The following is a 13,188-nucleotide window of genomic DNA, read 5'->3' as shown; positions in this document are numbered from 1 at the left end:
CTTCTGTGGAGCGCGGAAAGTCCAGTATCCGGGGTAATCCAAGCCGGACTCAGCGACAAGCAGCGCGACAGCTCACGGCCCTGTTTCCGCCATGGCGCAAGCATGACTGTGACGCAAAAGCGACAGAAATCGATGACGCTAGGTCAATATTCGCCTAGACCGGGGCAGTATCCGGCGCCTGTTCGGCCAAAATCTTGCGTCGTCGCGCGGCCACCGCCAGCACCGCGCCGCCGGCGACCGCGGATAGCAGCGACCCCAGCAGCACGCCCAACTTGACCTCGACCTGTTCCGGCGAGTCGATGGCGCCCGGGAACGCCAGGGCGCCGATGAACAGGCTCATGGTGAAGCCGACGCCGCACAGCAGGCTGACCCCGTAGACTTCCAGCCAGGTCGCGTCCGTCGGTTTGGAGCCGATCCGGAGGGCCGAGGCGAGCCAGGCCGCGCCCAGCACCCCGACCTGCTTGCCGATGAACAGGCCGAGCGCGATGCCCAGCACCAGCGGAGCCAGCATCTGGTCCAGCGACAGGCCGGCGAAGCTGACGCCGGCCTTGGCGAAGGCGAACAGCGGCAGGACCAGGAAGGCCACATAGGGGTGCAGGTCATGCATGGCCTCCTGCAACGGACTCTGTCCGTCGCAACGGCGGTCGACGACCGGCACGATGGCGGCGAAGGCGACCGCGGTCAGCGAGGTCGACAGCCCGGCCAGCACCGTCAGATACCAGACCGCGCCGAAGCCGAGGACCCAGAAGGGCGCCGGTATCTTGCGATTTCGGGCCACGAAGAAGCCAACCACCAGAACCGCGACGATCGCGGCGAGCGGCTGCAGGCTGACCCCGCTGGAAAAGAGCGCGGCGATCAGGGCGATGGCGCCGAGGTCGTCGACGATGGCCAGGGTCAGCAGGAAGACCCGCAGCGACGAGGGCAGCCGCCGCGCCATCACGGCGAAAACGGCGAGGGCGAAGGCGATGTCGGTGGCCAGGGGGATCGGCCAGCCGCCGTGCGGCCCGCCCATCAGGCTCGAAAAGGCCAGATAGACCAGGGCCGGGGCGATCATGCCTCCCGCCGCCGCCAGAACCGGCGTGGCCAGTTTGCGCGGATCGCTGAGTTCGCCGCGCAGGATCTCGTATTTGATCTCCAGCCCGACCACGAGGAAGAAGACGGCCATCAGCCCTTCCTTGATCCACTCGGAGATCGACATCTCCAGGACCAGCGGGCCGAGTTGCAGGACGTGCTCGCTCTTGAGCCAGCCAAAATAGGCCGTCGACCACGGCGAGTTGGCGACGACCAGGGCGGCCAGGGCGGCGAACCCCAGCACCGCGCCCGAGCCGGCCTCGGTCTTGAGGAATTCGAGAGTGAGTTTACGCGCCACGGCGGCCTCCGGATCAGAAAGGTCTGTCGTGACGCCAGGTTATCGACGGGCGCCGGACCGGATTCATCCTCGTCGGGACGCCAGCCTGACCGCGCGCGGCGGCCTGATCTCTGCCGCATACAATAGAGGCAGGCGGCGCACATTCAACCGTTGCGCCCGGAGTATCGAGACCGCATCTGCGCTTTATGCCGATCTTACCCGCCTATCGCCCCGATCCCCGCTTTTTCAATCTGGGCGAGGACTATGGCGACGCCGTGAGGGCGGCGGACTTTCCGGAGGCCATTCTGCGGGTCCGCAACGACCGGGCCGCCGCGAGCGTCGGGCTGGACTCCCTGAGCGACGCCGAATGGATCGCGCATTTCGGCCGGTTCGAGCCCCTGCCCGGCCAGCCCGGTCCGATCGCGATGCGCTATCATGGTCACCAGTTCCGCACCTACAACCCCGACCTCGGCGACGGGCGCGGGTTTCTGGCGGCGCAGGTGCGGGATGACCGGGGACGGTTGCTGGACCTGGGGACCAAGGGATCTGGCCAGACGCCCTGGTCGCGCGGCGCGGACGGGCGGCTGACGCTCAAGGGCGGGGTGCGCGAGGTGCTGGCGGCCGAAATGCTGGAGGCGCTGGGCGTTCCCACCAGCCGCGCCTTCAGCCTGATCGAGACCGGAGAGCCCCTGCAGCGCGGCGATGAGCCGTCGCCGACGCGGTCGGCGGTGCTGGTGCGGCTGTCGCACAGCCATATCCGCTTCGGCACCTTCCAGCGGGCGGCGTATCTGGGCCGCAAGGACATGGTCGAGGCGCTGGTCGAGCATGCGCGCGCCGCCTATCATCCCGAGGTCGCGTCCGGCGACGTCCCCGGCTTCCTGCGCGCCGTGGTCGAGGCCTCGGCGCGGCTGGCCGCGCGCTGGATCGCCGCCGGCTTCGTCCACGGGGTGCTGAACACCGACAATCTGAACGTGACGGGCGAGAGTTTCGACTACGGCCCATGGCGGTTCCTGCCGCATTACGAGCCGGGCTTCACCGCCGCCTATTTCGACCAGACCGGCCTTTACGCCTTCGCCCGCCAGCCCGAGGCCGTGTTCTGGGCCCTGACCCAGTTGGGCGGAGCGCTGAAGCCGGTCGCCGACGCCGGGCCGCTGACCGAGGCGCTGAACGGTTTCGGCGCGGCCTATATCCGCGAACTGCGCGCCGCCTTCCTGGCCCGACTGGGGGTGCTGAGTCTCGGCGAGGCGGCCGACCAGAGGCTGCTGGACACGACCCTGGCGCTGCTTCGCGAGGGCGGCGAGGCGCTGCGCTGGGAGCCGCTGTTCTTCGACTGGTTCAGCGGCTTCCCGTCGTCCGCCCGGGCGCTGGGCGGACGACGCGGCAAGCTGTACCAGGGCGAGACGTTCGACGCCTTCCGCTTCGCCCTGTTCGAGCATGAGCCGGACCGACCCCACCGGCTGGAGCATCCCGTCTTCGCCCGTCCTGAACCCGAGGAAATGCTGATCGACGAGGTCGAGGCGATCTGGACGGCGATCGACGACGACAACGACTGGGGGGCGTTGAAGACAAAGATCCAACGCGTTCGCGAAGCGGGCGAGGCATGGGCCCTGGCGGCTGCTGACAGCAGGGTGGCGGCAGGGCCGGCGTAGGAAGGCGGGGCCGGATGTCAGCCGGTTCGCCCGCCTTGTGAGCCACCCCGATGCCGAACCCGTCCTTGAAGGCCGCCCGCCGCAGGCCTGGCCTTAACTCCGCTTCAACGCCGATCGCATTACAGAGATTTATGGATACGGCCACGCTTCGGCCCCGTAGCTCACGCAGAAGGCGGTCACGGATGGTTACGGTCACGCTTCGCACCCTTGCGGATTGGCTCATGCGATCCGACATCGCCACTGTTGCCAATCAAAAGAGCGCCCTCCCCGGCGTGCGAAAAATGAATTCTCGGACTCTCTCCCCCGCCCGTTCGCGCCTGAACGCCAGCTATCGCAATCTGACCCTGTGGACGCTCCAGGGTTGGCTGGCGATGTTCTTCGTGGGCGCCGGATACGCCAAGCTCAGCGAGCCGATGGCCAATCTGATCGACCTGATGCGCTGGCCGGCGCTGGTGGCGCCCAACATGGTGCGCGGCCTCGGCCTGGCGGAAATCCTGCTGGCCCTTCTGGTGCTGGCCCCGCTGGTGTCGTGGAAGCACGGCCGTCCGCTGCTGGTCATGGCCGCCTCGGGCCTGCTGGGGCTGGAGATCGTCATGCTGGGCCTGCACGCGGCCGGCGGAGACGTCGGTCCGGCCCTGACCAATCTGGTCCTGATCGCCATCACCGCGCCGGTGCTGTGGTGCCGGGCCCGGGAGGTCCGCAAGGCCTAGGGTCCGGCGGCCCGGCAACGGTCCGAGCATACCTTCACGCTCTCCCAGTCGCGCGCCCATTTGCGGCGCCATGAGAACGGCCTGCCGCAGACGACGCACGTCTTCTGCGGCAGATCGCGCTTGTCGGGGGCGCTGCCCAGGTTGACGTGTTTGCGGGCCATGCCGAGCTAAAGGCTTCCCTTTACGTGCACGTCAAGTTATGACTTCGGCATGGCGACCGCCGACGACCATCGCACCTATTCGATCCGCCAGCTGTGCCGCGAGTTCGGGGCGACGGCGCGGGCGCTGCGTTTCTATGAGGACAAGGGCCTGCTGACCCCGGCCCGCAAGGGCCAGACGCGGGTCTATGACGCCCGCGACCGGGCCCGGCTGAAGCTGATCCTGCGCGGACGGCGCATCGGGTTCAGCCTGCTGGAGATCCAGGAGATGCTGGACCTCTACGACCACGACAATCACAACGCCCATCAGATGGCGGTCGCGCTGCGCCGCCACCGGGCCCAGATCGCCGCGCTGAAACAGCAGCGCGAAGACCTCGACGCCGCCATCGAGACGGCCGAGGAAGCCTGCGCCGTGATGGAGCGGAAGCTGGGCGAATACCGCCCGGATCTGCTGCCGGGCGCCGAAGAATACGCCGACCTGCTGAAGGCCCGGCTGAATCCCGACCCCCACCACCAGCCCTTCAAAGCGAGAGCCTGATCATGGCCTACAAGGCGCCTGTCCGCGACCTGACGTTCATTCTGGACGAGGTGCTGGAGATCGACCGCTATTCCAACCAGCCCGGCTTCGCCGACGTCTCGTCCGATCTGGTCGCCCAGATCCTCGAGGAAGGCGCGAAATTCGCCGAGGAAGTCATCGCCCCCCTGAATCGCGTCGGCGATCAGGAAGGCTGCAAATGGGTCGACGGCAAGGTCACCGGCCCGACCGGCTGGAAGGAAGCCTACAAGGCCATGGTCGAGGCCGGCTGGCCCGCCCTGTCGGCCCTGCCCGAGCATGGCGGCCAGGGCATGCCCTCGGTGGTGGCCATGGCGTTCGGCCAGATGACGGCCGCGGCCAGCGCCGCCTTCTCGATGTATCCGGGCCTGACGGCCGGCGCCTACTGGGGTCTGAACGCCAACGGCTCGCCCGAGCAGAAGGCGATGTATCTGCCGAAGATGGCGACCGGCGAATGGGGCGGCACCATGAACCTGACCGAGCCGCAGTGCGGCACGGACCTCGGCCTGATCCGCACCAAGGCCGTGCCCAACGGCGACGGCAGCTACAACATCACCGGCCAGAAGATCTGGATTTCGTCGGGCGAGCACGATTTCACCGACAACATCATCCATCTGGTGCTGGCCCGCATCGAGGGCGCGCCCGCCGGGATCAAGGGCATCAGCCTGTTCGTCGTGCCCAAGGTCTTCGTCAACGAGGACGGCTCGCTGGGCGAGCGCAACGCGGGCGCGGCCTGCGCCGGCCTCGAACACAAGATGGGCATCCACGGCAACGCCACCTGCGTCATGGCCTATGACGACGCCAAGGGCTGGCTGGTCGGGACCGAGAACAAGGGCATGGCGGCCATGTTCGTGATGATGAACGAGGCCCGCCTGGGCACCGGCCTGCAGGGTCTGTCGATCGGCGCCGCCGCCTATCAGGCCGCCGTCGAGTTCGCCCATGACCGGCTGCAGGGCCGTTCGCTGACCGGCCCGAAGAACCCCGACGGCCCGGCCGATTCCATCATGGTCCACCCGGACGTGCGCCGTATGCTGCTGGAGGCCAAGGCCTTCATCGAGGGCGGCCAGGCCTTCACCCTGTGGACCGCGCTGCAGGCCGATCTGCAGCACTCGAACGACGAGGCCGAGGCGCAGAAGGCCCGCGACTACATGGGTCTGATCACCCCGGTGCTGAAGGCCTATCTGACCGACAAGGGCTTCCACGTCGCCTCGCTGGCCATGCAGGTGCACGGCGGCAGCGGCTACACCGAGCATTTCCCGGCGTCGCAATATCTGCGCGATGCGCGGATCACCATGATCTACGAGGGCGCCAACGGCATCCAGGCGCTGGATCTGGTCGGGCGCAAGCTGCCGGCCAACGGCGGTCGCGCGATCATGAGCTGGTTCGCCGACATCGACGCCTTCGTGTCCGAGAACGGCGCCGAGGGTCCGATCAAGCCCTTCGTCGACGGCCTGGCCGACGCCAAGAAGAAGCTGCAGGAAGGCACCATGTGGCTGATGCAGAACGGCATGCAGAACCCGGACAACGCCGGCGCGGCGTCGACCGACTATCTGCACATCTTCGGCCTGACGGCCCTGGCCTATATGTGGGCGCAGATGGCCAAGGCGGCGCAGGCCAAGGTGGACGAGGGTTCGACCGATCCGTTCTATGCGAACAAGCTGATGACCGGCCGGTACTTCGTCGAGCGCATCCTGCCCGATACGGGCGCCCATCTGGCCAAGCTGAAGACCGGCGCGGACGTGTTGATGGCGATGCCGGCGGAGGCGTTCTGATTTGATTTCTCCCTCCCCCTTGTGGGGAGGGTGGTCGGCGCGCAGCGACGACCGGGTGGGGCAAGGCCGGCATTGAGCCGCCGGCGTTTCCTCGCCAAGCGTCCCCCACCCGGCCGCTTCGCGGCCACCCTCCCCACAAGGGGGAGGGAGAACGCCGAGTGAGCCTATGAACGTCCTGAACGTCCCCGAGCCCGATTTCATGCAGGAAGAGGAAATCGTCCTCTTCTCGGACAGCGTCGGCAAATGGATCGACGAGCACGCCTCGCCCGAGGCGGTGCAGTCCTGGATCGCCAATTCGTCGGTGCCGCGCGAGCTGTGGAACCAGTCCGGCGAGGCCGGTCTGCTGGGCCTGTCGATGCCCGAGGCCGACGGCGGCATGGGCGGCGACTACCGGCATGAGGTGGTGCTGATGCGCCAGCTGGGCTGGAAGGGGGCCGATCACTTCGGCATCTCGCTGCACAATGCGATCGTCATGCCCTACATCTGGCACTACGGCACCGAGGCGCAGAAGGCGCGCTGGCTGCCGCGGCTGCAGTCGGGCGAACTGGTCGGCGCCATCGCCATGACCGAGCCGGGCGCCGGGTCGGACCTGCAGGGCGTCAAGACCACCGCCATCAAGACCGGCGACCAGTATGTGGTGAACGGGTCCAAGACCTTCATCACCAACGGCCAGCTGGCCAATTTCATCATCGTCGTGGCCAAGACCGACCCGTCGGAAGGCGCCAAGGGCACCTCGCTGATCGTGGTCGAGACCGACGGGGCGGAAGGCTTCGAGCGCGGCCGGAACCTGCACAAGATCGGCATGGAGGGGAACGACACCTCCGAGCTGTTCTTCAACGAGGTGAAGGTCCCCGGCGAGAACATCATCGGCGGCGGCGAGGGCCAGGGCTTCATCCAGCTGATGCAGCAACTGCCGCAGGAGCGGCTGAACATCGCCGTCCAGGGCGTGGCCGCGGCCGAGCGCGGACTGCAGGAGACGCTGGCCTATGTGAAAGAGCGCAAGGCGTTCGGGAAACGGGTGATCGACTTCCAGAACACCCAGTTCAAACTGGCCGAGGTGAAGACCAAGCTGACGGTCGCGAAGGTGTTCGTCGACCACTGCCTGGGCCTGCATCTGCAGGGCAAGCTCGACGCCGCGACCGCCTCGATGGCCAAATACTGGGTCACCGACATCCAGGGCGAGGTCATCGACGAGATGCTGCAGCTGCACGGCGGCTACGGCTATATGAACGAATACCCGATCGCCCAGCTGTACAAGGACGCGCGGGTGCAGCGGATCTACGGCGGCACCAACGAGATCATGAAGCTGCTGATCGCGCGGACGCTGTAGGACCTCTGATCCGTCAAGCCCGAGGATGACGGCCAAGGGGGTGCGGGCTATGTGAGGGCCATGATCCGCCTCCACGTCCCCACACTCCTCTCCCCCGACGCCGCCGTCCTGCCGACGCTGGACCAGTCGCGCTACCTGACCCAGGTGATGCGACTGAAGATCGGCGACAGCCTGCTGGTCTTCAACGGCCGCGACGGCGAATGGCGCTGCGTCATCGCCGAGGTGTTGAAGAAGGGCGTGGTGCTGCGGGCCGAGGAACAGGTGCGGCCGCAATCGACCGGCCCCAATGTCGAGCTGCTGATCAGCGTGGTGAAGAAGAGCGCGCTGGAGTTCGCCGTCGAGAAGGCGACCGAACTGGGCGTGCGTCGCATCCGTCTGGTCGTCACCCACCGGACCCAGACCCAGCATGTGCGCATGGACCGGCTGGACGCCATCGCCATAGAGGCGGCCGAACAGACCGGGCGGGTCGACGTCCCCATGGTCGACGAGCCGGTGAAACTGGCCGAATTGCTGGACGGCTGGGAGGCCGGCCGGCGGCTGATGTTCTGCGACGAGACGGGGGGCGCCGTCGCAGGGCCGGCCCTGCAGGCGGCGGGTGCGGACCCGTGGGCCGTGCTGATCGGACCCGAAGGCGGCTTCTCGCCGGAGGAGCGGGACCGGCTGCGGGCCCTGCCTTTCACCACCGCCGTGTCGCTGGGGCCGCGCATCCTGCGGGCCGACACCGCCGCCATCGCCGCCCTGACGCTGTGGCAGGCCGCCGTCGGCGACTGGGACCGCTAGCGGGACCCGCGGCTTCAGGGCAGGATGCGGCATGTTCAACGAACTGGCCCTGTCCACGGTTATGGCCCTGCTCGCCGTCAGCATTCATGGCTTCGGCCTGTTCAACCTCGGCCGCGTTCTGGAGCTCTACGAAGTTCGGGCGGGCCGGCCCTATGTCGAGGGACCGCTGTGGCGGCACGTGCTGCTGACCATCGCCGTGGTTCTGGGCCTGTTCGTCATCCACGGGGTGGAGATCTGGATGTACGCCGCCCTCTACAAGCTGATCGGCGCGGTGCCCGACCTGCGCGAGGCGGTCTATTTCTCCAGCATCAGCTATGGCTCGATCGGCTACGACGACTCGCTGATGGCGCCGGAGTGGCGTTTGCTGGGCGCGATCGAGGGCGTGGCGGGCGCCATCCTGCTGGGATGGTCGGTCGCCTTCTTCGTCAGCGTCATGACGCCGTTCACGTCGCGCCGGAAACACGGCATGGTCCATCGCGACGTCCCTTGAGGAACGCGCTGTTTCGCCCCATCTAGCCGCAACGACAGCCTTCGGGCTCTGGGGCTGAAAGATCCGCATGGCCGACGCCGAACCGCTTTCCCGGGAAGACCTGATCGGCGCCATGTCGAAAGGGGCAAAACCCAAGGCCGAATGGCGCATCGGCGCCGAGCACGAGAAATTCGGTTTCGACCGCACGACCCTGCGCCGCCCGACCTATGAAGGCGAGAACGGCATCCTGGCCATGCTGACCGGCCTGCAGCGGTTCGGCTGGTCCCCGGTAGAGGAAGCCGGCCACGTCATCGCCCTGGAGCGTCAGAACGCCGACGGCATGACCGCCTCCATCTCCCTGGAGCCGGGCGGGCAGTTCGAATTGTCAGGCGCGCCGCTGAGGGACGTCCACGACATCTGCGACGAGACCGGCCGCCACCTGATGGAGGTCAAACAGGTCGCCGACCAGATCAACCTCGGCTTCATCGGCGCCGGCTTCGACCCGCTGTGGCGGCGCGAGGACGTGCCGATCATGCCCAAGGGCCGCTATGGCATCATGCGGGCCTATATGCCGAAGAAGGGCTCGCTGGGCCTCGACATGATGCTGCGCACCTGCACCATCCAGTCGAACCTGGACTTCGCGGACGAGGCCGACATGGTGGCCAAATTCCGCACCTCCCTGGCGCTGCAGCCGATCGCCACCGCCCTGTTCGCCTGTTCGCCGTTCATCGAGGGCAAGCCCAGCGGTTTCCTGTCCTCGCGCGCCAATGTCTGGACCGACACCGATCCCGACCGCACAGGCATGCTGGACTTCGTCTTCCAGGACGGCTTCGGCTTCGAGCGCTACGCCGACTACGCCCTGGACGTGCCGATGTATTTCGCCAAGCGCGGCGAGACCTATGTCGACCTGTCGGGCCAGTCGTTCCGCCGCTTCATGACCGGGGGTCTCGACGCCCTGCCGGGGGAGCGCGCCACGAAGAAGGACTGGAACGACCATCTGACCACCCTCTTCCCCGAGGTGCGGCTGAAGTCCTATCTCGAGATGCGCGGCGCCGACGGCGGGCCGTGGAGCCGGATTTGCGCCCTGCAGGCCCTTTGGGCCGGCGTTCTGTACGACGGCGCGGCGCTGGCCGCGGCCTGGGACCTGGTCAAGGACTGGGACATCGCCGACCATGAGCGGCTGCGCCGCGACGTGACGCGGCTGGGTCTGAAGGCCGAGGTGGCGGGCCGTTCGGTGCGGGACGTCGCCGTCGACATGGTCCGGATCGCCCGCGACGGCCTCAAGAACCGCGCCCGCTTCTCGGGCGGGATGGTCGACGAGCGCGGCTATCTTTCGGAGCTGGAGGACATCGCCGACAGCGGGATCACCCCCGCCGACCGGCTGCTGGAGCTCTACCATGGGGAGTGGCAGGGCGACGTCCGGCGGATGTACCGGGATTTCGCCTACTAGGCAGGGCCGGCCGGCGGCCATTCTCGCCGCCTTCCGGACCACGAACCGCGCGACAGCGCTACGGGCGCTTGTGGGTTCGCCCGCCTGATCCTAGGTCCGGGGTGGACAGGGAGGACGACATGACAGGCAAAATCCGCGTCGGCATCGGCGGCTGGACCTATGAGCCGTGGCGCGGCGTCTTCTATCCGGACAAGCTGAGCCAGAAGAAGGAGCTGGAGTACGCCTCCGGCAAGCTGACCTCGATCGAGATCAACGGCACCTACTATTCCGGCTTCAAGCCCGAGACCTGGATGAAGTGGCGCGACGAGACGCCCGAGGGCTTCGTCTTCGCGGTCAAGGCCAGCCGGTTCTGCACCAACCGGAAAATCCTGTCGGAGGGCGGCGAGAGCGTCGGGCGCTTCCTCGACCAGGGGCTGACGGCGCTGGGCGACAAGCTGGGACCGATCAACTGGCAGTTCATGGCCAACAAGAAGTTCGACCCGGTCGATTTCGAGGGCTTTCTGAAGCTGTTGCCGAAGGAGAAGGACGGGGTGCGCCTGCGCCACGCCCTGGAGGTTCGCAGCGGCACGTTCGACAATGAGCAGTTCTTCGACCTGGCCCGCAAATACGGCGCGGCCATCGTCTACGGCCACGACGACGAGGCGCCGGAGTGGCCGCGCATCGACCAGGACACGGCCGACTTCAAATACGCGCGGCTGATGTCGAGCCGCGAGGACGAGCCGACAGGCATGACGACGGAAGAGCTGGACGCCATCGCGGCGCAGGCGAAGACTTGGGCGAAGACCGGCGACGTCTTCGCCTATTTCATCGCCGGGGCGAAGGTGCGCAATCCGGCGGCGGCGCAGGCGCTGATCGAAAAGCTGGGCTGACCCGTTGCGCCGGGGCTCGGTCACCCTCACCTGACGTCGAGCCCCAGGAGCCCTCCCCCATGCCCATCGCCACCCGCGCCTTCGCCGCCACGTCCAGCGACGCCCCGCTGTCGCCCTTCAGCTTCGATCGGCGCGATCCGGGCCCGGACGACGTCGCCATCGAGATCAAATTCGCGGGCGTCTGCCACTCCGACCTGCACATCGTGAAGAACGACCTGGGCAATACGACCTATCCCATCGTCCCGGGCCACGAGATCGCGGGCGTGGTCACGGCGGTGGGCGGGAACGTCGCCCGCTTCAACGTCGGCGACCGGGTCGGCGTCGGCTGCATGGTCGACAGCTGCCGCCAGTGCAAACCCTGCCTGGACGGCGAGGAGCAGTACTGCGTACCCGGCATGACCCAGACCTATGGCTCGCCCGATCCCAAGGGCGCGGCCGTCGGCCAGACCATCACCCAGGGCGGGTATGCGACGGCCATCGTGGTCGACCAGAACTATGTCGTGACCATTCCCGACAGCATTCCGCTGGACGCCGCCGCGCCCCTGCTGTGCGCCGGGATCACCACCTATTCGCCGCTGCGCCACTGGAAGGTGGGGCCGGGGTCGAAGGTGGCGGTGATCGGCCTCGGCGGCCTGGGCCACATGGCGGTCAAACAGGCGGCGGCCATGGGGGCGGAAGTCACCGTCCTGTCGACCTCGGACCGCAAGAAGGCCGACGCCGAACGGATGGGGGCGAAGCATTTCCTCATCAACTCCGACAAGGCGGCGATGCAGGCGGCGGGCGAGAGCTTCGACCTGATCATCAACACCGTCTCGGCCACGCACGAGATCGCCAGCCATGTGAACCTGCTGGCCAAGGACGGCACCATGGTCATGCTGGGCCTGACCACCGAGGGCCTGCCGGTCTACGCCATGGGCCTGTTGTGGCGGCGCCGCGCCGTGGCCGGCTCGCTGATCGGCGGCATCCGCGAGACCCAGGAGATGCTGGACTTCTGCGCCGAGCACGGCCTGGCCTGCGACATCGAGGTGATCGCGCCCGACCAGATCAACGAAGCCTACGCCCGGCTGGAGAAGTCGGATGTGCGGTACCGGTTCGTGCTGGATATGGCGAAGATCTGAGGGGCGAGGGATCAGGGAGGCCTGGTCGACGGCCACTACGGGTAGCAGCCACCCCGCGCCTTCTGATCCTAGTCCGTAATCCCTAATCCCTAGTCCCCAGTCCCTAGTCCCTACCTCAACCCTCGACCCTCGACCCTCCCGCCGCTACACCTGCTGGTGAAGGCCCTCCGTCAGAGCGGGTCAGCAGGGACAAGGAAACGCACATGGCTCGAGTGGCTCTGGTCACGGGTGGCACCCGCGGAATCGGCAAGGCGATCGTTCAGCGACTGAAGGAAGACGGCATGTCCGTCGCCGCCGGTTATTCCGGCAATGTCGAGGCGGCCGAGGCCACCGCGAAAGAGCTGGGCGTCACCATCGTCAAGGGCAACGTCGGCTCGTTCGAGGACTGCGAGCGGGCGGTGAAGGAGGTCGAGGACCAGCTGGGTCCGATCGACATCCTGATCAACAACGCCGGCATCACCCGCGACGGCTTCTTCCACAAGATGAGCGCCGACCAGTGGTCCGACGTCATCCGGGTGAACATGGACAGCGTCTTCAACATGACGCGCCAGGTCATCAACGGCATGCGCGACCGCGGCTTCGGCCGCATCGTCAACATCTCGTCGATCAACGGCCAGAAGGGCCAGATCGGCCAGACCAACTATTCCGCCGCCAAGGCCGGCATGATCGGCTTCACCAAGGCGCTGGCGCTGGAGAACGCGCGCAAGGGGGTGACGGTGAACTGCATCGCCCCCGGCTATATCGACACCGAGATGGTCGGGGCCATGGACGAGAAGGTCCTGGCCGGAATCATCGCCCAGATCCCGGTCGGAAGGCTCGGAAAAGGCGAGGAAATCGCCGACATGGTGTCCTGGCTGTCGGGCGAACGTGCCGGATATGTCACAGGCTGTACGCTGTCGCTGAACGGCGGTCAGTATCTGGTTGGCTGACCCGGGGCCGCCCAAAATCCGCCGCGCGACGGTTTCACGACTGTGGCCATGGA

General features: G+C 67.2%; 13 protein-coding genes. 11 read left to right on the top strand and 2 right to left on the bottom strand.

Annotated features, from left to right (window positions below; all coding sequences use genetic code 11):
* Positions 1-154 precede the first annotated feature (154 nt).
* On the bottom strand, positions 155-1,369 hold the full coding sequence (gene nhaA / locus WC555_RS08990) for a Na+/H+ antiporter NhaA (RefSeq protein ID WP_373252975.1): 1,215 nt from the start codon (positions 1,367-1,369) through the stop codon (positions 155-157).
* A gap of 185 nt (positions 1,370-1,554) precedes the next feature.
* Here nhaA and WC555_RS08985 point away from each other — a divergent pair, with 185 nt between their 5' ends.
* On the top strand, positions 1,555-2,997 hold the full coding sequence (locus WC555_RS08985; protein ID WP_373252973.1) for a protein adenylyltransferase SelO: 1,443 nt from the start codon (positions 1,555-1,557) through the stop codon (positions 2,995-2,997).
* A gap of 281 nt (positions 2,998-3,278) precedes the next feature.
* Positions 3,279-3,707 carry a DoxX family protein gene (locus WC555_RS08980; protein ID WP_373252972.1) on the top strand — a complete coding sequence of 143 codons (429 nt, stop codon included), beginning with the start codon at positions 3,279-3,281 and terminating at the stop codon, positions 3,705-3,707.
* Here the strand turns inward: WC555_RS08980 and WC555_RS08975 are convergent.
* On the bottom strand, positions 3,704-3,868 hold the full coding sequence (locus tag WC555_RS08975; protein WP_373252971.1) for a DUF2256 domain-containing protein: 165 nt from the start codon (positions 3,866-3,868) through the stop codon (positions 3,704-3,706). The genes WC555_RS08980 and WC555_RS08975 overlap by 4 nt on opposite strands.
* Before the next feature lie 49 nt (positions 3,869-3,917).
* On the opposite strand from WC555_RS08975, the gene WC555_RS08970 reads away from it, so the two are divergent.
* From WC555_RS08970 to phbB, 9 genes are all read left to right on the top strand, one after another.
* The gene (locus tag WC555_RS08970) at positions 3,918-4,403 is read left to right on the top strand and encodes a MerR family DNA-binding transcriptional regulator (protein WP_373252970.1); all 486 of its coding nucleotides are present in this window, start codon (positions 3,918-3,920) and stop codon (positions 4,401-4,403) included.
* Between the two features lie 2 nt (positions 4,404-4,405).
* Entirely contained in the window at positions 4,406-6,190 is a 1,785-nt protein-coding gene (locus WC555_RS08965; RefSeq protein WP_373252968.1) for an acyl-CoA dehydrogenase C-terminal domain-containing protein, read from the top strand.
* A gap of 166 nt (positions 6,191-6,356) precedes the next feature.
* Positions 6,357-7,520, top strand: a complete 1,164-nt coding sequence (locus tag WC555_RS08960; protein ID WP_373252966.1) for an acyl-CoA dehydrogenase family protein — start codon at positions 6,357-6,359, stop codon at positions 7,518-7,520.
* 60 nt (positions 7,521-7,580) lie between these two features.
* Positions 7,581-8,300, top strand: coding sequence for a 16S rRNA (uracil(1498)-N(3))-methyltransferase (locus WC555_RS08955; RefSeq protein WP_373252964.1), 720 nt, complete (start codon positions 7,581-7,583; stop codon positions 8,298-8,300).
* 31 nt (positions 8,301-8,331) lie between these two features.
* Positions 8,332-8,790, top strand: a complete 459-nt coding sequence (locus WC555_RS08950; RefSeq protein ID WP_373252962.1) for an ion channel — start codon at positions 8,332-8,334, stop codon at positions 8,788-8,790.
* Positions 8,791-8,857: 67 nt separating this feature from the next.
* The gene (locus WC555_RS08945) at positions 8,858-10,219 is read left to right on the top strand and encodes a glutamate--cysteine ligase (protein ID WP_373252960.1); all 1,362 of its coding nucleotides are present in this window, start codon (positions 8,858-8,860) and stop codon (positions 10,217-10,219) included.
* 119 nt (positions 10,220-10,338) lie between these two features.
* Positions 10,339-11,088 (top strand): DUF72 domain-containing protein, encoded by a 750-nt coding sequence (locus WC555_RS08940; protein ID WP_373252959.1) that lies wholly within the window; start codon positions 10,339-10,341, stop codon positions 11,086-11,088.
* 59 nt (positions 11,089-11,147) lie between these two features.
* Positions 11,148-12,206 (top strand): NAD(P)-dependent alcohol dehydrogenase, encoded by a 1,059-nt coding sequence (locus WC555_RS08935; protein WP_373252958.1) that lies wholly within the window; start codon positions 11,148-11,150, stop codon positions 12,204-12,206.
* A gap of 203 nt (positions 12,207-12,409) precedes the next feature.
* Positions 12,410-13,135, top strand: a complete 726-nt coding sequence (gene phbB / locus WC555_RS08930) for an acetoacetyl-CoA reductase (RefSeq protein ID WP_373252956.1) — start codon at positions 12,410-12,412, stop codon at positions 13,133-13,135.
* Positions 13,136-13,188 lie beyond the last annotated feature (53 nt).

This window comes from Brevundimonas sp. (assembly GCF_041648615.1).
Taxonomy (GTDB): domain Bacteria; phylum Pseudomonadota; class Alphaproteobacteria; order Caulobacterales; family Caulobacteraceae; genus Brevundimonas.
Note: the sequence above shows the minus strand (reverse complement) of the source record. Positions and strands in the feature narration are given on the sequence as shown.